Source organism: uncultured Streptococcus sp., assembly GCF_963525625.1.
GTDB lineage: Bacteria > Bacillota > Bacilli > Lactobacillales > Streptococcaceae > Streptococcus.
This window is the reverse complement of record NZ_CAURLD010000002.1, coordinates 50,967-73,638: the sequence shown is the minus strand read 5'-3', so window position 1 is coordinate 73,638 and position 22,672 is coordinate 50,967. Positions and strand designations below refer to the sequence as shown.

At 45.1% G+C, this 22,672-nt stretch carries 20 protein-coding genes; 6 read left to right on the top strand and 14 right to left on the bottom strand.

Going from position 1 to position 22,672, the window contains the following annotated elements; genetic code table 11:
- Nucleotides 1-48: 48 nt before the first annotated feature.
- From RYK49_RS01440 to uvrA, 6 genes are all read right to left on the bottom strand, one after another.
- Complete coding sequence (locus RYK49_RS01440) at nucleotides 49-3,747, bottom strand: pullulanase (RefSeq protein ID WP_314830356.1); 3,699 nt, start codon at nucleotides 3,745-3,747, stop codon at nucleotides 49-51.
- Between the two features lie 220 nt (nucleotides 3,748-3,967).
- Nucleotides 3,968-4,399 carry a transcription antitermination factor NusB gene (nusB, locus tag RYK49_RS01435; protein WP_002915907.1) on the bottom strand — a complete coding sequence of 144 codons (432 nt, stop codon included), beginning with the start codon at nucleotides 4,397-4,399 and terminating at the stop codon, nucleotides 3,968-3,970.
- Entirely contained in the window at nucleotides 4,392-4,781 is a 390-nt protein-coding gene (locus tag RYK49_RS01430) for an Asp23/Gls24 family envelope stress response protein (RefSeq protein WP_002896484.1), read from the bottom strand. Before RYK49_RS01430 ends, nusB begins: the two co-directional genes overlap by 8 nt.
- Before the next feature lie 19 nt (nucleotides 4,782-4,800).
- A complete protein-coding gene (gene efp / locus RYK49_RS01425; RefSeq protein ID WP_002896485.1) occupies nucleotides 4,801-5,361 on the bottom strand; it encodes an elongation factor P in 561 nt (186 codons plus the stop codon).
- 61 nt (nucleotides 5,362-5,422) lie between these two features.
- The gene (locus RYK49_RS01420; protein WP_314830355.1) at nucleotides 5,423-6,484 is read right to left on the bottom strand and encodes a Xaa-Pro peptidase family protein; all 1,062 of its coding nucleotides are present in this window, start codon (nucleotides 6,482-6,484) and stop codon (nucleotides 5,423-5,425) included.
- A gap of 152 nt (nucleotides 6,485-6,636) precedes the next feature.
- Nucleotides 6,637-9,468 (bottom strand): excinuclease ABC subunit UvrA, encoded by a 2,832-nt coding sequence (gene uvrA, locus RYK49_RS01415; protein WP_314830354.1) that lies wholly within the window; start codon nucleotides 9,466-9,468, stop codon nucleotides 6,637-6,639.
- Nucleotides 9,469-9,594: 126 nt separating this feature from the next.
- Here uvrA and RYK49_RS01410 point away from each other — a divergent pair, with 126 nt between their 5' ends.
- A complete protein-coding gene (locus tag RYK49_RS01410; RefSeq protein ID WP_032912532.1) occupies nucleotides 9,595-10,539 on the top strand; it encodes a magnesium transporter CorA family protein in 945 nt (314 codons plus the stop codon).
- An 18-nt stretch (nucleotides 10,540-10,557) separates the two neighbouring features.
- Nucleotides 10,558-11,232 carry a DUF1129 family protein gene (locus tag RYK49_RS01405; RefSeq protein WP_314830353.1) on the top strand — a complete coding sequence of 225 codons (675 nt, stop codon included), beginning with the start codon at nucleotides 10,558-10,560 and terminating at the stop codon, nucleotides 11,230-11,232.
- Nucleotides 11,233-11,249: 17 nt separating this feature from the next.
- On the opposite strand, the gene RYK49_RS01400 is transcribed toward RYK49_RS01405, so the two are convergent.
- From RYK49_RS01400 to hutI, 8 genes are all read right to left on the bottom strand, one after another.
- A complete protein-coding gene (locus RYK49_RS01400) occupies nucleotides 11,250-11,459 on the bottom strand; it encodes a DUF1648 domain-containing protein (RefSeq protein WP_002898286.1) in 210 nt (69 codons plus the stop codon).
- Nucleotides 11,459-13,069, bottom strand: a complete 1,611-nt coding sequence (locus tag RYK49_RS01395; protein WP_314830352.1) for an ABC transporter permease — start codon at nucleotides 13,067-13,069, stop codon at nucleotides 11,459-11,461. Before RYK49_RS01395 ends, RYK49_RS01400 begins: the two co-directional genes overlap by 1 nt.
- Nucleotides 12,996-13,709: an ABC transporter ATP-binding protein gene (locus RYK49_RS01390; protein WP_314830351.1), complete on the bottom strand. Its 714-nt coding sequence runs from the start codon at nucleotides 13,707-13,709 to the stop codon at nucleotides 12,996-12,998. The genes RYK49_RS01395 and RYK49_RS01390 overlap by 74 nt, the downstream gene beginning before the upstream one ends.
- Nucleotides 13,710-13,850: 141 nt before the next feature.
- Complete coding sequence (locus RYK49_RS01385; RefSeq protein ID WP_314830421.1) at nucleotides 13,851-14,507, bottom strand: TetR/AcrR family transcriptional regulator; 657 nt, start codon at nucleotides 14,505-14,507, stop codon at nucleotides 13,851-13,853.
- 53 nt (nucleotides 14,508-14,560) lie between these two features.
- The gene (gene rpsR / locus RYK49_RS01380; RefSeq protein ID WP_000068664.1) at nucleotides 14,561-14,800 is read right to left on the bottom strand and encodes a 30S ribosomal protein S18; all 240 of its coding nucleotides are present in this window, start codon (nucleotides 14,798-14,800) and stop codon (nucleotides 14,561-14,563) included.
- A gap of 31 nt (nucleotides 14,801-14,831) precedes the next feature.
- Complete coding sequence (ssbA, locus tag RYK49_RS01375) at nucleotides 14,832-15,302, bottom strand: single-stranded DNA-binding protein SsbA (protein ID WP_000609602.1); 471 nt, start codon at nucleotides 15,300-15,302, stop codon at nucleotides 14,832-14,834.
- A gap of 11 nt (nucleotides 15,303-15,313) precedes the next feature.
- Nucleotides 15,314-15,604, bottom strand: coding sequence for a 30S ribosomal protein S6 (gene rpsF / locus RYK49_RS01370; protein WP_049530661.1), 291 nt, complete (start codon nucleotides 15,602-15,604; stop codon nucleotides 15,314-15,316).
- A gap of 178 nt (nucleotides 15,605-15,782) precedes the next feature.
- Nucleotides 15,783-17,048, bottom strand: a complete 1,266-nt coding sequence (gene hutI, locus RYK49_RS01365) for an imidazolonepropionase (protein WP_314830349.1) — start codon at nucleotides 17,046-17,048, stop codon at nucleotides 15,783-15,785.
- A gap of 199 nt (nucleotides 17,049-17,247) precedes the next feature.
- On the opposite strand from hutI, the gene RYK49_RS01360 reads away from it, so the two are divergent.
- The 4 genes from RYK49_RS01360 (at nucleotide 17,248) to RYK49_RS01345 (ending at nucleotide 22,671) form a co-directional block, all read left to right on the top strand.
- A complete protein-coding gene (locus RYK49_RS01360; RefSeq protein ID WP_314830348.1) occupies nucleotides 17,248-19,278 on the top strand; it encodes a urocanate hydratase in 2,031 nt (676 codons plus the stop codon).
- Between the two features lie 112 nt (nucleotides 19,279-19,390).
- The gene (gene ftcD / locus RYK49_RS01355) at nucleotides 19,391-20,290 is read left to right on the top strand and encodes a glutamate formimidoyltransferase (protein WP_314830347.1); all 900 of its coding nucleotides are present in this window, start codon (nucleotides 19,391-19,393) and stop codon (nucleotides 20,288-20,290) included.
- A 14-nt stretch (nucleotides 20,291-20,304) separates the two neighbouring features.
- Nucleotides 20,305-20,931, top strand: a complete 627-nt coding sequence (locus tag RYK49_RS01350; protein WP_061584968.1) for a cyclodeaminase/cyclohydrolase family protein — start codon at nucleotides 20,305-20,307, stop codon at nucleotides 20,929-20,931.
- 66 nt (nucleotides 20,932-20,997) lie between these two features.
- Complete coding sequence (locus tag RYK49_RS01345) at nucleotides 20,998-22,671, top strand: formate--tetrahydrofolate ligase (protein ID WP_072073425.1); 1,674 nt, start codon at nucleotides 20,998-21,000, stop codon at nucleotides 22,669-22,671.
- Nucleotide 22,672: the final 1 nt, after the last annotated feature.

The window sequence follows — 22,672 nt, the reverse complement described above, 5'->3', positions numbered from 1 at the left end:
TTATTTAGCCATAGTCTAAAAAATTTCTCACAGGGCAATAATCAATTATTACTCTTTCTTTCTAAAGGTTAACAAACCGGCCAGGAAAGCAAGGAAGCCACCTAAAAGTGCCAGCAGGGAAGTGCTTGTTCCGGTTTTTGGCAAGGTTTTTTCTGTTTGGCTAGCCGCTTCTTTTACTTCTGAAGCCTGAGGTTTTTGCCCATCCAAGGATATAGCCTGAAGCTGAGCATTGGCTGCAGAAGGGGCAGACAGCTGCTCTTTTTGAGCTACTGGAGCTTGAGATTTTTCTTCCTGAGCTGGGGTCACTTTTCGAAGTCGCAAAATAGTCGCTGTCAGCGGAGCTAGGGCTAAACCATTGCTGTTTCTGGTGACACCTGCTGGATCAGCAATGGCAGTCAATCCTGCGGTATTGCCGTCTGCTACAACCTCTGCACCTGCTAGATGCTTGTAGGCTTCACCAAAGTTGAATTGTCGTTCCTTGGTGTCCGCATTGACAAAGACCGCATAAATATCGCCATTCGACGCAACTACTTGGTAGCCGAGTACAAGGTCTTCTTTCTCAATACCATCCGTACCAGGCTGAGTGATGAGGGTCACATTTTGCTCCACTTCATCTTTGGAACTGCGGGTAAAGGCATCCGTTGATTTCCGCAAGGCAATCAAGCCTTTCATATAGGCACGACTCTTGGCATTTTCAGGGAACTTCTCCGAATCAGTCGCCTTGGTCCAGTCAAAATGGTTGACCGCGTCGCTCGAATCATAAGAATCATGAATGAAGTACGGATAGTCAAACGGCGTGCCGTCTTCATTGGTCAACAAATGCGCTTTATTTGGAACCTTGTCTTCAGAGACAGGATATTTGTAGGCAGGATCACGGAATTGCTTGGTCCGGCCGTACTCTTGACCAGAATGGATAAATGGTGTCCCTTGCGAAGTCAGAATCATCAGATTTCCCAGACGTAGGCGGCGATGAATCTCTTGATAATTGGCAGCCACTGCCGGATCTTTCTTGATCGACTGGGCAATGATATCAAAGAGCGTCAGATTATCATGGGCGGCGATGTATTGAATCACATCCCCTGGGCTATCCGCCTCAAAATTGGTTGGCTGCGCCTTGATGTTTTTGAAGACATTTTCCACACTACGCTTGCCACCAGTGATGAAGGCTGGTGTTCCTTCATTTGGATAACCTGATTTCAAGGTATTGCGAATATCATCTGAGAAGACCGCTACCGTGTCTGTTGACTTCATCCAAGATTGGTCAGCAGGCTGGACAGCTTTATTTTCATCACCTGTATAGGTCTTCCAGCCCTCACCCAGCATAATGAGATTTGGATTAAGCTTTTTAGCTTCTTCAAAGGCTTTTTGGATGGACTCAGCATCATGATCTCCCATCATATCAAAACGGAAACCATCTACCTTGTATTGCTCTGTCAGATACTTAATCGAATCCACCAAGACTCGTCTGCTCATATAGTGGGTGGTCCCCAAGCGGCCGCCACCAAAGTTGGTTCTCGGTGTACCATCCGCATCCATAAAGTGGTAGTAATTGGGCTCCAAGTCTTCAAAGATAGAGGTCTTAGCTGTATGATTATAGACCACATCCAGGATAACGCCCATTCCACGCTTATGAATTTCGTTGACAAGATTTTTGAATTCCTCAATGCGCTTGGCTGGATCTGTCGGCGCGCTGGAGTACATACCTGTCAGCGAGAAGTAGTTTTGCGGATCATAACCCCAGTTATAGTTGCTGTTACTGGAAGCGTACTTGTCCATGCGCTCAGCATTTTTCAGCTCATTTACAAAGTAATAACTTAGAACTGGCAAGAGCTGAACGTGGGTCACTCCCAAGTCTTTCAAATAATCTAATTTCTCAATGAAAGCTGAGAAAGTTCCAAATTGAGATTTCAAATCCTTTGAGATAGCTGGATCAGAGGTAAAGTCACGAACGTGCGCCTCATAAATCAAGGCATCTTCCCGCTTCTTAAAGTTCGGAATAGTAGCATAGGTCAGGTCTTTCGGTCCATATTCACTTGGATCTACAAAGGCTGCCTTGGCAATCTTGTAGGCATCCCCCTTGTCCGCATCTTCACTGTTCCAAGCGGCTAAAGACTTGGCATAGGGATCCAGCACAAGAACTTTTTTGCCGCCGCGAGTGATTTCATAATGATAGAAATACCCTCGATAGTCTGAAATTCCTAGACCGCTCTCAGGCGTCAGGCTGCTGGTCCATGTGCCAGACTCACCTTTCTGCATAGCAAGGCGTCCAATGACCTTGTTCTGATCTTCCTTGTCATAGACCACCAAATCGACTTGGTCCGCACTTGGTGACCAGAAAGTTAGGTCCACTTGTTTGCCCGCTTGAGAAACACGCGCTCCCAAATCACCATCATACTTATAAATACTATCTTTCAGCTGCCAGTTCATGCTGGTTTTGAATTGATCATTACCATATTTGATAATATAAGGTGACTGAGCTTGGTTAAAATCACCGATGAATTTGGCGCTTTTGGTCTTAGGATCCAGAACTACATCTTTAACAACGACTTCATTGCCATCTTTGTCTGTAATCTTTAAGTTCTTTAAAATGTCCTCTTTTTTAGCATTTTCTAAGGTAGAAAAGCTGGCTTCAATCTCGGTCAATCCTACATGCTGGGCACCCGTCATACGAATATCATTGACAAAGTAAGGGTTGGTATAAACTGTCGGATCCGCATCACGCAAGAAAATTTGGCTGTTTTTCTCCAAATTAGCGAAATTATAATCCTGATTTTGAATCTTCACATCATCTCCTGATTTGCTCTCGTCTAAAAGCAAAAGGCCAATCATCTTAGCAGCATCTTTCAGGGGAACATCTACATAGCGGCCGTATTTCCCAGTATTTTCAAAATCCACTCCGTCAGGCCAATTCTTGCTTGGATTTTGGACATCTCCCCAGAGCCAGAGCGACTTCTTATCATACTGGCCATCTGTACGATAGTAGTTGATTCGAACCATCCCTTTTTTCAAAGGCTCATAAGTATGAGGTTGATAGTCTGTGTCAAACCAAACCTCATTCATCTGAGGACTGAGCAGTTCAACTGTCTTGTCACCCGTAATATTCTGACCTGCTGTATTATTGATTAGAAGGCTGATCTTGCTTCGTTTTTCGGCCATCTTGACATCAAGATAATAGCCGTAGTCGTCTTCTTTAGCAGTCGCAAAACTAGTCGCTCCAGTCGGCCAACCTCCCTTTTGGCTAGAAGGCGTCTCAACATCATCCCAAGTCCACAGGCCTAAGCTCTCTAGATTTTGTGACGGCAAGGTTTTGAAATGAAAGCGAATATTGCCTTCTTCAATAGCATCTTTCGCTGAAGCTTGCGACTGACTAACTGCTTCATGCTTGTCTTTTTCACTTGGATTTGCAGCTTCTTGACCAGCTGCTTCTGAACCTGCACTAGCTGGAGCTTGATCTGCTAGCACACCAGTTAGAGCTGCCTGCTCTGAAGCTCCCTCTCCTGAACTATCTGTCTCTCCAGTTTTTTCTTCATCTGCTGACTTAGGTTGGGCTGCCGCATTTGTATCAGAGACTGCTGCTGTCGCTGGGCTACCCGATGTGCTCGCTTCATCCGCTTGGACTAATTGGGCATTCCCCAGTAGGAATCCTGAGGCAATGACAACAGAGGCTACTCCTACTTTTAAGCGACGGATGCCGAAATAATGACGCTTTTCGCTCTTCCTAGACTGTAGGTGATAGTTATTTTTCATAAACAGAAAACTCCTTTATATTTCTTAGAGAACATCTGTGCAAACGTTTTCTGTATTTATTATACCGATTCTTTTTGAACTTGTAAAGGCTTTCAAGAGGAGTTTTTTCACTCAGATACTTCATGCTCTCTGTGTGGATTTTGATGATTCGATAAGCTATTTGCGATTCAAACAACAATAGGCAAACAAAAAAGCCAAGACACTTGTCTCGACCTTCATTTTATTCAACGATAAATTGACTCAAAATCCCATTAATGAACTTACTGGACTTTTCGTCAGAGAATTGCTTGGAAAGCTCAATGGCTTCGTTGACTGCTACTAGCTGTGGGGTGTCAAACTCTGTAATCTCAAAGATACCCAGACGCAGGATATTTTTCTCTACCAGCGTCAGACGATCCACTGTCCAGCCCTTTTTGAGGTGCTGGGCAATTTTCTTATCCAAGTCGTCCTTGGACTGGACCACACCAGAGACCAGATTGAGCAAGAAGGCCGGAATATCAGCTTCCGCCGCTTTGTCTGCCTCTTCGTCCTTATCATAGGAATAGGCAAATCTACAAGCTTCTACAAGATCCCCTTCATACTCTAGGCTCATCAGGGCCTGAAAAGCCCGCTGGCGCAGACCTCTTCTGGATTCCAACAGTATATCAGTCATTGAGGAAGTCCTCATCAAATAGATCTTTCAAATCTGGCTTTGGTGCCTTTTCTGGAACAATGCCTGCCACATGGATATTGACAGCAGACAACTCTACCTCAGCCATATCAAAAACAGCGCTTTTTACAGCCTTCTGGATTGCTACTGCAACAGTCGGAACGCTGACACCGTATTCCAAATACAGGTAGATGTCCACCGTCACATCACCTGTCTCATCGGTATGGAGTGATACTCCGCGACCAAGTGAGCGCATAGAAAGACTGTCTGACATACTCTTATTTGCGAAGGAATAAACACCTTCTACCTTTGCCGTTGCAATGGCAATGATTTTTTCCAAAACACGTGGCGCAATGACGATTTCACCTAATTGTTCAGCTGCCATAGTTATTACCTCTTCTATATTATGCGCGAGAAACGTAAGTTCCTTCTGCAGTGTTGATGATTAATTTTTGTCCAACTTCGATGAAGTCTGGTACGTTGACAACAAGACCTGTCTCTAGTGTCGCTGGCTTACCAGATCCGGTAACAGTAGCTCCCTTGATAGAAGGCTGAGTATCTGTCACGACCAATTCAACTGTTGTTGGTACAGTCACACCAATCACTTCTGTTCCGTAGAACTGGATTTTCACATCAGAGTTTTCAAGGATGAATTTCAATTCTTCTTCTACATTGACTACTGGAATTTCATATTGATCGTAAGTCTCAGTATTCATGAAATAAGCAGTGTCATCCATTTGGTACAAGTATTGAGCTGGAACAGTTTCAATAATGGCTTGTTCAAATTTTTCTTCTGGACGGTAGCTGGTATCAAAGGTAGAGCCAGTACGAACATCGCGCAGCTTCATACGCATAATCGTATTTCCCTTACCTGGTTTGTGGTGGCTCGCTTCCAAAACGCGGATGAGTTTTCCATCAGCTGTTTCGAAGGTCATTCCAGCTTTCAGCTTACTTGCTTCAATCATTCTATATTACCTCTTTTTAAAATTATATTTCTACTTATTCTATCATAAAGCCTGATAATTCTCAAATAACAATCAACTCTTTCGGCGCAAGAGTTAGGACTTCACAGCCTGTTTCTGTGATGAGGAGATCGTCTTCGATGCGGACACCGTATTTGCCGTCCAAATAAATACCCGGCTCATCCGTCAGGACCATGCCCGCCTCAATCGGCTCTTCTGATTTGCCAAAGTAAGGAATCTCATGGATATCCAGACCGATACCGTGGCCAATCCCATGGCTAAAGTGAGGACCATAGCCAGCATCGTTAATAATCTGACGCGGAATCCGGTCAAAATCAATTCGGCTAAGCCCAGCCTTGGCTGCTTCTATCAGGGCTTGATTGCTACGCAGGACGATATCATAAATCTCCCGTTCCTCATCCGTCACCTGCCCCACATGAACAGTCCGCGTCATATCGCTGACATAGTGATTGTAGTAGCAGCCAAAGTCCATGGTCAGGGTTTCACCCTTTTGAATGACCTTGTCACTAGCCACACCATGCGGCATAGCAGAGCGGTAACCCGAAGCGATGATGAAGTCAAAAGAGGCACCTGAAGCACCTAGCTGCCGCATACGGGCATCTAAAAAGTTCATAACAGCCAGCTCTGTCGTCTCACCAGGCTTGATAAAGTCCAGTACATCTAGGAAGGCTTGATCCGAAATCTGACAGGCCTTGCGAATGGTCGCGATTTCTTGCTCATCTTTAATCATGCGCAGATTTTCAATAAAGCCCGTCATGGGAACCAACTCGTAGGCAGAGAAGACACTTTCCAGCATTTTGAAGTAAGCATAGGAAATCTCATCCTCAAAACCGATTTTTTGCAGCTTGTCATCCGCAATAATCTTGACAATCTCTCCAATCGCGTCGCGCGATTCCACAATATCAAAACCTTGGACTACTCCCTTGGCAATCAGCGTATAGCGTGCATCCGTCAGAAAAATCCGACGATTCTTGCTGATGAAAACCGTCGCTTCTGTCCCGCTGAAACCAGTCAGATAGTAAATATTTTTCAGATTGGTTACTAAAACAGCATCGCAGTCTGTCTGAGCCAATGCTGCTTCAAACTTTTCAACTCTTGATAACATGAGGCACCTCCGTGAAATAACTAAGCTTATTATATCAAAAAACCAGTCAAATAGGACATTTTTTGACAAACCTTATCCAGGAATTAGAATCCAACGAGCATTCTCTGACACAAAAAATCCCTGTTTTTAATATCAAACAGGGATTTGATGAATTATTTTACGTGCAGCTTGCCTTTCAAATATTGACCGGTATAGCTGGCTGGATTAGCTGCGACTTCTTCCGGTGTCCCCGTCGCAATAATCGTACCGCCACCGACACCGCCTTCCGGTCCCAAATCAATGATATGGTCAGCTGTCTTGATAACATCCAAATTGTGCTCGATAACGAGTACTGTATTGCCATCGTCCACAAAGCGTGATAGCACTTGAAGGAGCTTGGCAATATCTTCAGAATGCAGACCCGTGGTCGGCTCATCCAAGATATAGAAGGACTTACCAGTCGAGCGCTTGTGAAGTTCGCTGGCCAGCTTCATCCGCTGAGCTTCACCACCTGACAAGGTTGTGGCTGGCTGCCCTAGAGTCACATAGCCTAGTCCCACATCCTTGATAGTCTGAAGTTTGCGGGCAATCTTGGGAATATGCTGAAAGAACTCTACCGCATCATTGACCGTCATGTCCAGAACCTGAGCGATATTCTTCTCCTTGTAGTGAACCTCTAGAGTCTCGCTATTATAACGGGTACCGTGGCAGACCTCACAGGCCACATAGACGTCAGGTAGGAAGTGCATCTCAATCTTGATAATCCCATCACCCGAGCAGGCCTCACAGCGACCGCCCTTGACGTTAAAGCTGAAACGGCCCTTCTTGTAGCCGCGAATCTTAGCTTCATTGGTCTTGGCAAACAGATCGCGAATATCGTCAAAGACTCCAGTATAAGTAGCTGGATTAGAGCGCGGTGTCCGGCCAATCGGACTTTGGTCGATATCAATCAGTCGATCCACGTGCTCAATACCGTTGATTTTCTTGAACTTACCTGGCTTAGCAGAGTTGCGGTTGAGTTTTTGAGCAATAGCCTTTTTAAGGATAGAGTTGACCAGCGTTGACTTACCGGATCCAGAAACTCCCGTCACAGCGATGAATTTGCCCAAGGGGAATCTAGCCGTGATATTCTGCAAGTTATTTTCCTGAGCACCAGTCACTTCGATAAAGCGGCCATTGCCTACACGGCGTTCCAATGGTACTGGGATCTCGCGCTTACCTGACAAGTATTGGCCTGTGATAGATTTCTTACTCTTAGCTACTTGTGCAGGGGTGCCGGCTGCGACGATTTCACCACCGAAAACACCGGCTCCTGGTCCCACATCAATCAGCCAGTCAGCCTCCCGCATGGTGTCCTCATCATGCTCAACCACAATGAGGGTATTGCCCAGGTCGCGCATCTTCTTGAGGCTGGCAATCAAGCGGTCATTGTCACGCTGGTGCAAGCCAATAGAGGGCTCGTCCAAGATATAGAGGACACCACTCAAGTTAGAACCGATCTGAGTCGCCAAGCGAATCCGCTGACTCTCACCTCCTGATAGAGTCCCAGCCGAGCGAGACAAAGTCAGGTAATTAAGGCCAACGTTATTAAGGAAGGTCAGTCTATCATGAATTTCTTTAAGAATAGGCTGCGCAATCGTAGCTTCATTGTCAGTCAAGCTAAGCTTATCCAACTGAAGCAAATGATCAGCAATCGACAAATCTGAAATCTCACCGATATGCAAGCCAGCTTCGCCGCCAACCTTGACAGACAAGGCCTGAGGGCTGAGTCGATAACCGTGACAAGCCGCACAAGTCAGCTCATTCATATAAGCTCGCATCTGCGTCCGAGTAAAATCACTATTGGTTTCATGGTAGCGGCGGTTGATATTGGTGACAACCCCCTCAAAAGGAATGTCAATATCGCGCACACCGCCAAATTCATTTTCATAATGAAAATGGAACTCTCGTCCATCTGAGCCAAAGAAAATCAGCTGCTTTTCTTCCTCCGTCAGCTCCTCAAATGGCTTGTCCATATCAATGCCAAAGGCAATCATGGCCTGCTCCAGCATCTGTGGATAGTAGTTGGAGGAGATGGGATTCCAAGGCGCTAGCGCTCCTTCGCGCAAGGTCTTGCCAGCTTCTGGCACAACCACATCTAGATCCACCTCCAGCTTAACCCCCAGACCATCACAGTCCGGACAGGAGCCAAAAGGCGCATTGAAAGAGAAGAGGCGTGGCTCCAGTTCTGGGACTGTAAAGCCACAGACTGGACAGGCGTAGTGCTCAGAAAAGAGCAGCTCTTGACCGTCCATAGTATCAATCACCACATACCCCTCAGCAATCCGCAGAGCTGCTTCGATCGAGTCAAAGAGGCGGCTGCGCACCCCTTCCTTGATGACAATTCTGTCCACCACGACCTCAATATCATGTTGCTTGCTCTTGGACAGCTCTGGTACTTCCGTCACATCGTAAATATCGCCATCCACGCGCACACGGACATAACCGTCCTTCTGAATCTTATCAAAAACGGTCTTATGCTGGCCTTTTTTCTTGCGGATGACCGGCGCTAAAATCTGCAGCCGCTGACGCTCTGGCAATTCCAAGACCTTGTCAACAATTTGCTCAACAGATGAAGCCGTAATAGCTCCATGACCGTTAATACAGTAAGGCGTCCCAACACGAGCATAGAGCAGGCGCAGGTAGTCATTGATTTCGGTTGCAGTTCCCACTGTTGAGCGGGGATTTTTACTGGTCGTCTTCTGGTCGATGGAAATAGCCGGGCTGAGTCCATCAATCGAATCCACATCTGGCTTTTCCATATTGCCCAAAAACTGCCGAGCATAGGCCGACAGACTCTCCACATAGCGGCGCTGCCCTTCTGCATAGAGCGTGTCAAAAGCCAGACTGGACTTGCCTGAACCAGACAACCCCGTCACCACGACTAGCTTGTCCCGTGGAATTTCTACATCAATATTTTTTAAATTATGAGCTCGCGCTCCATGAATCACAATTTTATCTTGCATCTTGACCTCGTTTCACTTATAAACCTTCTCCATTATAACAAATTTTTCTGCAAACTTTTGCCCCAAAAACCCGAATTTGTAGTATAATAGTACGGTATGCAAAAAACTCTGGAAAGGAAAATGATTATGAAGCAAGTCTTTTTATCAACTACGACAGAATTCAAAGAGATTGATTCACTCGAATCAGGCACTTGGATCAATCTTGTCAATCCTTCCCAGAGCGAATCAATCGAAATCGCCAACGCCTTTGGTATTGACATCGCCGACCTGCGAGCACCGCTCGATGCAGAAGAAATGTCCCGACTTACGATCGAGGATGAGTATACACTAATCATCGTTGACGTACCCATCACTGAGGAGCGGAATAACCAGACTTACTATGTCACGATCCCCCTTGGTATTATCATCACGGAAGAGGCTATTATTACCACTTGTTTGGAAAAATTACCTCTGCTGGACATCTTCATTCACAGGCGCCTGCGCAACTTCTATACTTTTATGAAGTCACGTTTCATCTTTCAGATTCTCTACCACAATGCCGAGCTGTATCTGACAGCCCTGCGCTCCATTGACCGCAAGAGTGAGCAGATTGAAAGTCAGCTGCACAAGTCCACGCGAAATGAAGAACTGATTGAGCTCATGGAGTTGGAAAAGACCATCGTCTATTTCAAGGCCTCCCTTAAGACAAATGAGCGCGTGATTAAGAAGCTGACCAGCTCCACTAGCAATATCAAGAAATACCTGGAGGACGAGGACTTGCTGGAAGATACCTTGATTGAGACCCAGCAGGCCATTGAGATGGCTGATATCTACGGCAACATCCTCCACAGTATGACAGAGACCTTTGCTTCTATCATTTCTAATAACCAGAACAATATCATGAAAGCCTTGGCTCTGGTGACCATCGTCATGTCGATCCCGACTATGATTTTCTCGGCCTATGGGATGAACTTCAAAAATAACGAACTGCCTCTCAACGGTGAACCACATGCCTTCTGGATTATCATGTTCATCGCCTTTGCCATGAGTGCTTCGGTCATGGCCTATCTCATGCACAAAAAACTATTTTAACCTTTAGAAAGAACGCCTATGTCACAAGTATCCCTCGACAAACTCAGCAAAAAAAACAAAGAATTTATCCATATCGCGACTAACCAACTCCTACAAGACGGCAAATCCGATCAGGAAATCCAGACTATCTTAGAAGGCATTCTGCCGGAAATCCTGGAAAATCAAACCAAGGGAATCACTGCCCGCGGCCTCTACGGAGCCCCAACTACTTGGGCAGCTTCTCTGACTGCAAAAGAGCGCTATGATGCCGAACATCCAAAAGAAAATGACGATCCTAAATGGATGATGCTGGACTCTGTCCTTTTTATCTTTGGTTTCTTTACCCTCCTGACCTCAATCGTCAATCTGGCTTCCTCTCAGCCATCTGTCTATGGACTGACGACTCTCGTTCTTGGAAGCATCGTCGGCGGCCTTTCTTTCTATGCCCTCTACCACTTTATCTACCGCTTCTACGGACCAGATAAGGACCGCAGTCAGCGCCCTAAGCTGCTCAAGTCCATCCTTACCATGGTAGCGGCTATTCTCCTCTGGAGCATGTCCATCGTCCTGACTAGTCTCCTGCCTGAATTCCTAAACCCCCGCCTGTCCAATATCGTAGTTGCTATTGTCGGTGCTATCGCCCTAGCCTTGCGCTTCTATCTCAAAAAACGCTTCAATATCAAGAGCGCAACTATGGGGCCGACGAGATATTAATATCACACAAAAAGAGGTCAGTGACCTCTTTTTGATTTGCTTCGGAAATATTTCCAATAAAGAGAGTAGGGAATGGGTAAACTGAGAATCAAGCAAAAGCGATTGACAACAATGTCCGCCTTTCCTGCGCTGTTAAAATGAATGGGAACCTGCTCTGGCAGCAGGCAGATAATCAAAAATATGATTACTGCTAAGAAAAACAAAACGAATAAATCTTTCTTTTTCATTAGCCACGGACCTCCTTAAAATATCCTTGTTTTATTAAATGCCTATAAAGGACGACTGCCAAAAGCAAAAGTCCAAGAGCTAAGATTCGCAGCGAAATCTCCAAGTCCATACCAAACAGTAAGGAAAAGCAAAAAGGGAACACAAGAACCAAGATGCCAATTCCTCCAGACAAGATAGCCGCAAAACTTTGCTTAATAATAATCATTTCATTGTCCCAGATGAACTTAGGATAATGAAAATTGACCACAAGTCCCTGAAGGGCTGTAAATAGAGAATAAGCCAGTGAAATAAGGACCAAATCCACTACTTGCAAGCCTCCTAGAGAGAAACGCCAAACCAGAACAGGCCAGCCAAGCAGCAAGGCTGTGAAGTGTAAGGAAACTGTCAAGGCCAACTTTGCCATCATTATCTGCCTCATAGAGACCGGGAACGTCTGAAGCAGCCAAATCTCTTCCCCCTCTAAGGAAATACTGACAGCTGCAGGATTGGAAATACTAAGACATCCAGCCAGTAATAGAGGCAAAAATTCTCGGCTATTGCTGAGTCCAATCGAAGAAAAGAGGACATCAGGACTCATAAAACAAAGCGAGATGGCTAAAACGATGATTAAAATGGTTCCCAGTCCGCTATTGAGCATATAAAGATAGGAACTCATAAAATTCGCAATTTCTCTCCTATAAAGAGCCATAAAGGGAGACTTCTGCCTGCTTCTATAGACTTTGCTTTCTGACTTCACCCCTGTTATCATCTGATTCATTTTTAAATAATTTCTACTTAAATACCTTAGAAAAAGTCCTGTCAGCGCAAACGATATAAGCATCAACAGAAGGCTAGCACACCAAAAATGCTGAGGGTTAAAAAACAAGCTTGCTGGAGGATAGAGAGAAGTCATCTGCTTGGTAAGCAAGAGACCAACATTTTCCGCTGACAGTCCAGCTCTCATAGCCCACATACTGCCTGTTGCCAGCACCAAAAGCAAGAGGAGAGAAAAAAGGAAGGCAACTAGATTTTTATGAGGGGCCTTTGAGGCTATGTAGGCAACGCACAAGCCAAGTAAAGAGGCTAAACAGAGAGGTAAAAGAGGGACAAATCCCATTAAAAGCAGATAAAGAAGCAACTCCAAGAAGGACGCACCATATCCAAACCAAAGGAGGCCTGCTGGCAGCATGAGAAGAACGGCAAACACACTGTTCAAAAGATAAAGAAAAGCGTATTTCTCATAGACGATTTCTCTAATACTGAGCGGCAATACGATGAGCCTGTCAAGTTCCTCTTGGTTAAACAAGATGCCATTTGACTGCATCAGACTGAAAAAGAAAATAATAAAACTAACCAAGGCAATCATATAGGCTGGAATCAAATTTACCTGCCCCAACTTGACTAAACTCAAAGCCGTCAAAAGATTGTAGCCTGAAAATAGCAAAACAAGCAAGAAGAGCAGGCCAAGCTTAAAATACTTGCCCAACCCTCGTCCTTTCCTTAAATCATTAAGCGAAAATGTGCTGTATAATTGTACTTTTAAAAGCAAAAGAATATTAGTCATCATCCTGTAACTCCATAAATACTTGTTCCAAACTGAATGCCCCCTTAATTTCAGAGGTCCTTCCATTAGCCACTAAACGTCCCTTTTGCAGAATTGCCACCTTATTGCAGAGTTCTTCCGCAACCTCTAAAACATGGGTAGAAAAGAAAATCGCATGCCCTTGACTACCTAGCTCTCTCATGATCTGCTTAAAATAATAAGCACCTTTCGGATCTAAACCGACAAAAGGTTCATCTAAAATCAATAGTTCTGGTTCATGTAAGAGAGCCGCTATTAGTGCCAATCGCTGCTTCATTCCATGTGAATAAGCTGATATCAACTGATCCAAAGATCTATCCAACTCAAACATTTTAGAATACTTTTCTATAGCCGCTTGCCTTTTTTCCAAAGAGACTCTATAAATGTCTGCTACAAAGTCCAAAAACTGCCTTGCTGTCAGATTTTTATAAAGGTCTGGGTTATCCGGCAGAAACGCCATCCTTTTCTTACAAAGCAAGGGCTCCTTCCTGATAGAGTGCCCACAGATATAAATCTCTCCTTTATCAAAATCATGAATCCCTACAATGGACTTAATGGTGGATGTCTTACCTGCTCCATTGGCGCCGATGAAGCCATAAATATCCCCAGGCTCCACCATCAGACTAAGATCATCCACTGCCTTTTTACCATTGCTATATACTTTTGTTAAATGTTCTATTTTTAACATGAATTTCTCCTTTTATTTAAACTGACATCTTGTCAGTATTATCGTAAAATTTTTTAAATATCAAGATTAAGAGATTGAAGGTTCGAACTGACAATTTGTCAGTTTTGCCTCTAAATAAAAGGCAGAAAACTGCCGATTATTCTAAAAAATAGATTCTTCTAATCCTAAGCTTCTTTCTAGGATTGCCTGGAAGCTGGTGAGATAATCCTGCAAAGTCTCTGGTTTTTCCTGACTCATCTTGATATCATTGGACACAAAGACGTAGGCAGTCATGAGAAAAGAAGCCGTTTCATGCGGATATTTCAAATGAAAATCTCCAGATTTCTGACCTTCCTCCAAGATATGAGAAAAGAAAACAATCATCCGCTCACAGAGTCTATGATAAAAGCGATCCAAGACATAGCGATTTGTTTCTAAATTGACTGTTTCTTGCAAGACTTGATTTTCCTGTGTTCTGCTTTCCTCTGGGATAAGGGTTGCCTCAATAAAAGATCTGATTTTTTCCTTGGCCCCGACATTTGCCTGATAGCTGATTTTTTCGAGCTTCCTCAGCAAGGGCTCAGAGTTCTTTTCAATCAAACAATAGAGAATATCTTCCTTATCCTTAAAATGATAGTAAAGCAGACCTCGAGAAATTCCAAGCTTATCAATAATGTCTTGAGTTCTTGTCTTTAGATAGCCCTTTTGGGCAAAGAGCTGTAAGGCTGCAGACATAATCTCCGACCGCCGCACCTCTACTTCCTTGACATCACGCATGATTTCTGCCTCCTTGTGGTCAGTATAGCACTCCACTGACATTTTGTCAATGATAAAACAAAAAAACAGCAAGCCAGAGCCTGCTGTCAATCTAATTAGTCTTCATTTACGAAAGGCATCAAAGCCATTACGCGAGCGCGTTTGATAGCTGTTGTTACTTTACGTTGGTTTTTAGCTGAAGTTCCTGTTACACGACGAGGAAGGATTTTCCCACGTTCTGAAACGAAACGGCTAAGAAGCTCAGTATCTTTGTAATCAACATATTCAATTTTGTTTGCTGCGATGTAATCAACTTTTTTACGGCGTTTGAATCCGCCACGACGTTGTTGAGCCATGTTTTTTCTCCTTTATAGTTTTAATTGTCCATTAGAATGGTAAATCATCATCTGAAATATCCAAAGGATTGGTTGCTCCAAATGGATTTTCATCACGTGAAAAGTCTGGTACTGAATTTGTAGGCGCTGAATAGTTTGAACTTGGTGCAGAGTAAGCTCCACCTGTATGACCCTCACGCACACTACGGCTTTCCAACATTTGGAAATTCTCAGCCACGACCTCTGTCACGTAGACACGTTGTCCTTGCTGGTTATCGTAACTACGAGTCTGGATACGACCTGTCACCCCGATAAGTGAGCCTTTTTTAGCCCAGTTAGCAAGGTTTTCAGCCTGTTGGCGCCACATAACGACATTGATAAAATCAGCCTCACGTTCGCCATTTTGACTCTTAAATGTACGGTTTACTGCAAGAGTAAAAGTCGCAACTGCTACATTTGATGGGGTATAACGCAACTCAGCGTCACGTGTCATACGCCCTACAAGTACAACATTGTTAATCATAGTTTACCTTCTTACGCGTCAAGTTTGACGATCATGTGACGAAGAATGTCAGCGTTGATTTTTGAAAGACGGTCAAACTCTTTAAGAGCTGCATCGTCGTTTGCTTCAACGTTAACGATGTGGTAAAGTCCTTCACGGAAATCTTGGATTTCGTATGCAAGACGACGTTTTTCCCAAGTTTTTGATTCAACAACAGTTGCACCGTTGTCAGTCAAAATAGAGTCAAAACGTGCTACCAAAGCGTTTTTAGCTTCTTCTTCAATGTTTGGACGAATAATATAAAGAATTTCGTATTTAGCCATTGATTTTTCCTCCTTTTGGTCTAATGACCCCGAGACTTTGCAAGGGGTAAGTGAGGTTTGCTCACAAATAACTATTATAGCAGACTTCCAGCAGAATGGCAAGGGAAAGTTTTGATATAAAGAAAACTCTCCCTGTTACCAAGGAGAGTCCGAAAAATACGATTCGTTTTTAGAGAGGCTAGACAATTCTTCCTTGATCGACAACTAGTTTTCCAGCCTTGTAAACCTGATGGGTCAGGTTAGTCGCAAAGAAATAAAGTGGATAGTCGATATTCTTAGCGTCTAGGATGGTAATGTCAGCCTGCTTGCCAGTATCAAAGCTGCCAATCTTATCTTGACGGTTAACTGAGTAGGCCGCATTGATGGTTACAGCGTTAAGGACTTCCACTGGCGTCAGACGCATCATAAAACAACCTAGCTGCATAACGAACTGCAGGTTAGCTGTTGGACAAGAGCCTGGATTGCTGTCGGTAGTCAGGGTGATAGCCATACCAGCTTCTAGCATCTTGCGAGCTGGTGCATAGGTATCTTCCATCAGACTGAAGGTAGTTGCCGGCAGGAGATTACCGATAACCTTGGCTTCCGCCATCTTGCGAATACCTTCGTCTGTCGCCATCATCAAATGTTCCGCACTGGTTGCTCCTAGTTCAGCTGCGACATCTACTCCACCGATAGACTCGATTTCATCAGCATGGATACGAAGCTTGAAGCCCATTTCCTTAGCCTTAGAAAGTAAGTAGCGAGACTCGTCAGCTGTAAAGACGCCCTTTTCACAGAAAATATCACAGAACTCAGCTAAATTTTCTGCCTTTACTCGAGGCAGCATTTCCTCTACGATGAGCTCCAGATATTCCTGAGAGCGTCCTTTATATTCTGGTGGAACGGCGTGGGCAGCCATAAAGGTAGAAACGAGGTCAATCTCGTGGTCACGGTCCAGAGCCCCAACAACATCTAGCTGGCGCTTCTCTGTTTCCCAATCCAGACCATAGCCACTCTTGGCCTCAACAGTCGTCACCCCATGTAGCAGCATATAGTCCAGCAGTCTCTTAGACTTACCATAGAGAGTGTCAAAAGAAGCTTCTCGCGTCGCCCGAACTGTACTGAGAATACCGCCACCTTGGGCAAGAATTTCCAGATAAGGGACCCCAGCTAACTTCTTAGCAAACTCATGCTCCCGACTGCCACTGTAGACCAAGTGAGTATGACAGTCAATAAAGCCAGGTGTGGCAATCTTGCCTTCATAAGACTGAATCTTAGTATCTGGTCCAATCAGACTGGCATCCGGCTCTCCACTGCCAACTGCTAGGATTTTGCCGTCTTTGACTGCAATGTAGCCGTCCTCCAAGACCTGAGCTTCCTTCATCTCCTCGCCAAAAAGGGGATGGCCGAGGTCCTTGGGACAGAAGACTTGATTAAAGTGAGTTAATAGTAAATCAGCAGTCATGCTTGTTCCTCCATTTCATTTCCCGACATATTTGCTTTTTATCATAATACACTATCGTCAAATTATAGTCAAAAGCTTGTAAAAGATAGGAGCCCCGCTTTTTTTACTGTTTTTGTCATTTTCTTGACTCTTTATGGACGGGACTCTTATAGAATGTAGGAGAAAGATATTTTACACTTGACTAAAAGGAGGATTTTTCATGTCATACTTTAGCGAAAATGAAATTGCAGCAGCAATGACCGTCAAATTAGACGATGTACTGCCTGAAAAAACAGTTTTCCAAGAAGGCATTCGTCGAGCACCTGACCGGGGCTTCCGTTTGACTCAAGCTCAAACCGAAATTGCTCTTAAAAATGCCCTTCGCTATATTCCAAAGAGATTCCATGAGGAAGTGATTCCAGAATTTCTGGAAGAACTGAAAACTCGCGGACGGATTTATGGCTACCGCTGGCGTCCAAAAGAACGCATCTACGGCAAACCAATTGATGAGTATAAAGGGAACTGTACCGCAGCCAAGGCTATGCAGGTCATGATTGACAACAACCTGAGCTTTGAAATCGCCCTTTATCCTTATGAATTGGTTACTTATGGGGAAACTGGATCTGTCTGCGCTAACTGGATGCAGTACAACCTCATCATGAAATACTTGGAAATCATGACCGACCATCAAACCTTGGTCGTGGAATCTGGCCACCCACTCGGACTCTTCAAGTCCAAACCAGAAGCACCTCGCGTTATCATCACTAATGGCCTCTTGGTCGGTGAGTACGACAACATGAAGGACTGGGAAATTGCAGAAGAAATGGGCGTGACCAACTATGGTCAAATGACAGCCGGCGGCTGGATGTACATCGGCCCTCAAGGTATCGTCCATGGTACTTTCAACACTCTCCTCAATGCTGGACGCTTGAAACTAGGTGTAGCTGATGATGGCGACCTGACTGGTAAACTCTTTATCTCTTCTGGTCTAGGTGGCATGAGTGGAGCTCAAGGGAAAGCAGCCGAAATTGCTAAAGCTGTAGCAATCGTGGCAGAAGTAGACTATTCTCGGATTGAAACTCGTCACTCCCAAGGATGGATTAGCCAATTGGCTGAAAGTCCAAAAGAAGCAATCGATTTGGCTCAGAAAGCTCTGGAAGCTGGCGAATCCACTTCTATCGCCTATCATGGTAACATCGTAGACCTCTTAGAATATGTCAACGAGAACAATATCCATGTAGATTTGCTGTCTGACCAAACTTCTTGTCACAACGTCTATGACGGTGGCTACTGTCCGGCTGGCATCAGCTTTGAAGAGCGGACACGTCTCCTAGCTGAAGACAAGGAAACCTTTGCTAAGTTGGTTGATGAAACATTGGAACATCACTTCAAGGCAATCAAGACCTTGACTAACAACGGCACCTACTTCTTTGACTATGGTAATGCCTTTATGAAGGCAGTCTATGACTCTGGCATCAAGGAAATTTCTAAGAATGGCTTTGATGACAAAGACGGCTTTATCTGGCCATCTTATGTAGAAGATATCATGGGCCCAATGCTCTTTGACTATGGTTATGGTCCTTTCCGTTGGGTATGTCTGAGCGGTAAGCACGAAGACTTGGTAACTACTGACCATGCAGCTATGGAAGTAATTGACCCTAACCGCCGCTACCAAGACCGCGACAACTACAACTGGATCCGCGATGCAGAAAAGAACCAGTTGGTTGTTGGAACTCAGGCTCGGATTCTCTACCAAGACTGTATGGGCCGTGTCAATATCGCCCTCAAGTTCAATGAATTAGTCCGCGAAGGCAAGATTGGCCCTGTCATGATCGGCCGTGACCACCACGACGTATCTGGTACGGACTCACCATTCCGTGAAACTTCTAATATCAAGGACGGATCTAATGTTACCTGCGACATGGCTGTGCAATGTTATGCTGGTAACGCAGCTCGCGGTATGAGTCTGGTAGCTCTCCACAACGGTGGTGGAACTGGTATCGGTAAGTCTATCAACGGTGGCTTTGGATTGGTACTGGACGGCAGCGAACGCATTGATGAAATCATCAAATCTGCTATCGCTTGGGATACCATCGGCGGAGTTGCACGTCGTAACTGGGCTCGCAATGAGCATGCTATCGAAACAGCTATCGAGTACAACCGTCTCCATGAAGGAACAGACCACATCACCATTCCATTCCTGACTGACGAAGATTTGGTCAAAGAATCTGTTAAGAAATTGTTTAAATAAGAAAAAATTCCCCCAACTTCTGAACTGAGCTAGATCTCACATCTAGCTCAGCTGGAAGTTCCACTTTATTCACTTTGTAATTTTAATAACATATAACACGAGGTAATATCTTATGTCAAAAATTGTTGAATGTATTCCTAACTTTTCTGAAGGCCGCAACCAAGCGGTCATTGACGGTCTAGTGGAAACAGCTAAGAGCGTGCCAGGCGTAACACTTTTGGACCACTCTTCTGATGCCAGCCACAACCGCAGCGTCTTTACCTTGGTCGGCGACGATCAAAACATTCAGGAAGTTGCTTTCCGTTTGGTTAAATATGCTTCTGAAAACATTGACTTGACCAAGCACCAGGGTGAACACCCTCGTATGGGCGCAACTGATGTCCTGCCTTTTGTACCTATCAAGGACATCACAAGTGAGGAATGCGTAGAAATTGCGAAGACAGTATCTGAGCGGATCAACCGTGAGCTCGGTATTCCTATCTTCCTCTATGAAGATGCAGCGACTCGCCCAGAGCGTAAGAACTTGGCTAAGGTTCGTAAAGGACAGTTTGAAGGCATGCCAGAAAAACTCTTGGAAGCTGACTGGGCACCTGACTACGGTGAAAGAAAGATTCACCCAACTGCTGGTGTTACTGCTGTTGGTGCTAGAATGCCGCTCATCGCCTACAACATCAACTTGGATACAGACAATCTGGAAATTGCCAACAATATTGCCAAAATTATCCGTGGATCAAGCGGTGGTTACAAGTACTGTAAAGCTATCGGTGTAATGCTGGAAGACCGCAACATTGCTCAGGTTTCTATCAACATGGTCAATCTGGAAAAATTCCCACTCTATCGTGTCTTTGAAACAGTTCGCTTTGAAGCTAAACGCTATGGAGTTGGTATCCTCGGCTCAGAAGTCATCGGTTTGGCTCCAGCCAAGGCTTTGATTGATGCAGCAGAATACTATCTGCAAATCGAAGACTTTGACTACGGCAAGCAAGTTCTGGAAAACCATTTGCTGGGCTAGGAGGACAGAAACCTATGAAATTAGTAGATTTAAGTTTGACAGAATTTGCCCAAGTCCTAGGCTCAGATGCTCCTGCACCAGGAGGCGGATCTGCCGCTGCTCTTTCCGCAGCCAACGGTATTTCCCTGACTAAGATGGTTTGCGAATTAACCCTTGGCAAGAAAAAATACGCAGAATTTGAAGCAGAAATTGCTCAAGTACACGCAGAAAGTGCCCGCCTGCAAGAAAGCCTACTCGCAGCTATTGACAAGGACACTGAAGCCTTCAATCTAGTCTCCGCCGTCTTTGATATGCCTAAGGAAACAGAGGAAGATAAGGCTGCTCGTCGGGAAGCTATGCAGCAAGCTCTCAAGGAAGCGACCAAGTCACCTTATGGTATGATGGAAGATATCTTGGCTGCCCTGCAAACGACTCAAAAGGCTGTCGGCAAGTCCAATACCAATGCTGCCAGCGACCTGGGGGTAGCAGCTCTCAACCTTAAGGCTGGCCTGCAAGGGGCTTGGCTCAATGTCCTCATCAACCTGTCAGGTGTCAAAGATGAAGCATTCGTCGCAGACTACCGCAGCAAGGGTGAAGAACTCCTCCAAAAAGGCTGCTCTCTAGCCGATGAAATTTATCAAGAAATTTTGAAAGTTGTCTAATAGATAAACGGAAGAGGAGCCCACTCTTTCCCATGAATGGACTTTCTTTTCTCAAGAGGTAACAATATGGTTTTATCAGATATTGAAATTGCGAATTCGGTTCAAATGAAGCCCATCAAAGAGGTGGCAGAAAAGCTAGGAATTGCTGAAGACGCCTTGTCTCTTTATGGAAATTACAAGGCAAAAATCAGTGCCGGCCAACTGGAAGCCTTAAAAGACAAACCAGACGGTAAACTGATTCTCGTGACAGCTATTTCTCCAACACCAGCAGGAGAAGGCAAGACCACGACTTCTGTCGGATTGGTCGATGCTTTGGCTGCTATCGGTAAAAAAGCTGTTATCGCTCTGCGGGAGCCTTCACTCGGACCTGTCTTTGGTATCAAGGGCGGAGCTGCTGGCGGTGGTCACGCCCAGGTTGTACCCATGGAGGACATCAATCTCCACTTCACTGGTGACTTTCACGCCATCGGTGTTGCCAACAACCTGCTGGCGGCTCTCATTGATAACCACATCCACCATGGCAACGCCTTAGGCATCGACTCTCGCCGCATCACTTGGAAGCGGGCAGTGGATATGAATGACCGGCAACTTCGCCACATCGTAAATGGCTTGCAGGGCAAGGTCAACGGTGTTCCACGTGAAGATGGGTTTGACATCACAGTTGCTTCTGAGGTTATGGCTATTCTTTGTCTGTCGGAAAATATCACTGACCTCAAGAACCGTTTGGAAAAGATCATCATTGGTTACAGCTTTGAAGGCAAGCCAATAACTGCCAAGGATCTGAAAGCTGGTGGCGCTATGGCTGCTGTCCTCAAAGACGCTATCCATCCAAACTTGGTTCAAACTCTGGAACACACACCAGCCTTGATTCATGGTGGACCTTTTGCCAACATTGCTCATGGCTGTAACAGTGTCCTAGCTACCAAGCTAGCTCTCAAATATGGCGACTATGCAGTCACAGAAGCTGGTTTCGGTGCTGACCTCGGTGCTGAAAAATTCATTGATATCAAGTGTCGTACATCTGGTCTTCGTCCATCGGCTGTAGTTCTGGTTGCTACTATCCGCGCTCTCAAGATGCACGGTGGTGTGGCTAAGAGTGATTTGGCTGAAGAAAATGTCCAAGCTGTTGTAGATGGTCTGCCAAACTTGGAAAAACATCTGGAAAACATTCAAGATGTTTATGGACTGCCAGCTGTCGTTGCTATTAATAAATTCCCGCTGGATACCGAAGCAGAATTGCAAGCAGTTTATGACGCCTGCCAAAAACGTGGAGTTGACGTCGTGATTTCCGACGTCTGGGCGAATGGCGGAGCCGGTGGTAAAGAGTTGGCTGAAAAAGTCGTGGAACTGGCCGAAGGAGACAATCACTTCCAATTTGTATATAATGAAGAGGACTCCATTGAGACCAAGCTGAACAAAATTGTTACTAAGGTCTATGGAGGCAAGGGCGTTCGCCTGACTCCTGCCGCTAAACGCGAGCTCAAACAACTGGAAGAGCTGGGCTTCTCCAACTATCCTATCTGTATGGCTAAGACTCAGTACTCCTTCTCAGACGATGCTAAGAAACTGGGCGCACCTAAAGACTTTGTCGTGACTATCAGCCAGCTCAAAGTTTCTGCTGGTGCAGGCTTTATCGTTGCTCTTACTGGTGCAATCATGACCATGCCAGGATTGCCTAAAGTGCCGGCCAGCGAAAAGATCGATGTTGACAAAGATGGCAATATCAGCGGTTTGTTCTAAT

Bases quoted from the DNA above. Each gene is read 5' to 3' on its own strand.
- RYK49_RS01440 (WP_314830356.1), bottom strand. From the start codon at position 3,747: ATGAAAAATAACTATCACCTACAGTCTAGGAAGAGCGAAAAGCGTCAT.
- nusB (WP_002915907.1), bottom strand. From the start codon at position 4,399: ATGACTGATATACTGTTGGAATCCAGAAGAGGTCTGCGCCAGCGGGCT.
- RYK49_RS01430 (WP_002896484.1), bottom strand. From the start codon at position 4,781: ATGGCAGCTGAACAATTAGGTGAAATCGTCATTGCGCCACGTGTTTTG.
- efp (WP_002896485.1), bottom strand. From the start codon at position 5,361: ATGATTGAAGCAAGTAAGCTGAAAGCTGGAATGACCTTCGAAACAGCT.
- RYK49_RS01420 (WP_314830355.1), bottom strand. From the start codon at position 6,484: ATGTTATCAAGAGTTGAAAAGTTTGAAGCAGCATTGGCTCAGACAGAC.
- uvrA (WP_314830354.1), bottom strand. From the start codon at position 9,468: ATGCAAGATAAAATTGTGATTCATGGAGCGCGAGCTCATAATTTAAAA.
- RYK49_RS01410 (WP_032912532.1), top strand. From the start codon at position 9,595: ATGAAGCAAGTCTTTTTATCAACTACGACAGAATTCAAAGAGATTGAT.
- RYK49_RS01405 (WP_314830353.1), top strand. From the start codon at position 10,558: ATGTCACAAGTATCCCTCGACAAACTCAGCAAAAAAAACAAAGAATTT.
- RYK49_RS01400 (WP_002898286.1), bottom strand. From the start codon at position 11,459: ATGAAAAAGAAAGATTTATTCGTTTTGTTTTTCTTAGCAGTAATCATA.
- RYK49_RS01395 (WP_314830352.1), bottom strand. From the start codon at position 13,069: ATGGAAGGACCTCTGAAATTAAGGGGGCATTCAGTTTGGAACAAGTAT.
- RYK49_RS01390 (WP_314830351.1), bottom strand. From the start codon at position 13,709: ATGTTAAAAATAGAACATTTAACAAAAGTATATAGCAATGGTAAAAAG.
- RYK49_RS01385 (WP_314830421.1), bottom strand. From the start codon at position 14,507: ATGTCAGTGGAGTGCTATACTGACCACAAGGAGGCAGAAATCATGCGT.
- rpsR (WP_000068664.1), bottom strand. From the start codon at position 14,800: ATGGCTCAACAACGTCGTGGCGGATTCAAACGCCGTAAAAAAGTTGAT.
- ssbA (WP_000609602.1), bottom strand. From the start codon at position 15,302: ATGATTAACAATGTTGTACTTGTAGGGCGTATGACACGTGACGCTGAG.
- rpsF (WP_049530661.1), bottom strand. From the start codon at position 15,604: ATGGCTAAATACGAAATTCTTTATATTATTCGTCCAAACATTGAAGAA.
- hutI (WP_314830349.1), bottom strand. From the start codon at position 17,048: ATGACTGCTGATTTACTATTAACTCACTTTAATCAAGTCTTCTGTCCC.
- RYK49_RS01360 (WP_314830348.1), top strand. From the start codon at position 17,248: ATGTCATACTTTAGCGAAAATGAAATTGCAGCAGCAATGACCGTCAAA.
- ftcD (WP_314830347.1), top strand. From the start codon at position 19,391: ATGTCAAAAATTGTTGAATGTATTCCTAACTTTTCTGAAGGCCGCAAC.
- RYK49_RS01350 (WP_061584968.1), top strand. From the start codon at position 20,305: ATGAAATTAGTAGATTTAAGTTTGACAGAATTTGCCCAAGTCCTAGGC.
- RYK49_RS01345 (WP_072073425.1), top strand. From the start codon at position 20,998: ATGGTTTTATCAGATATTGAAATTGCGAATTCGGTTCAAATGAAGCCC.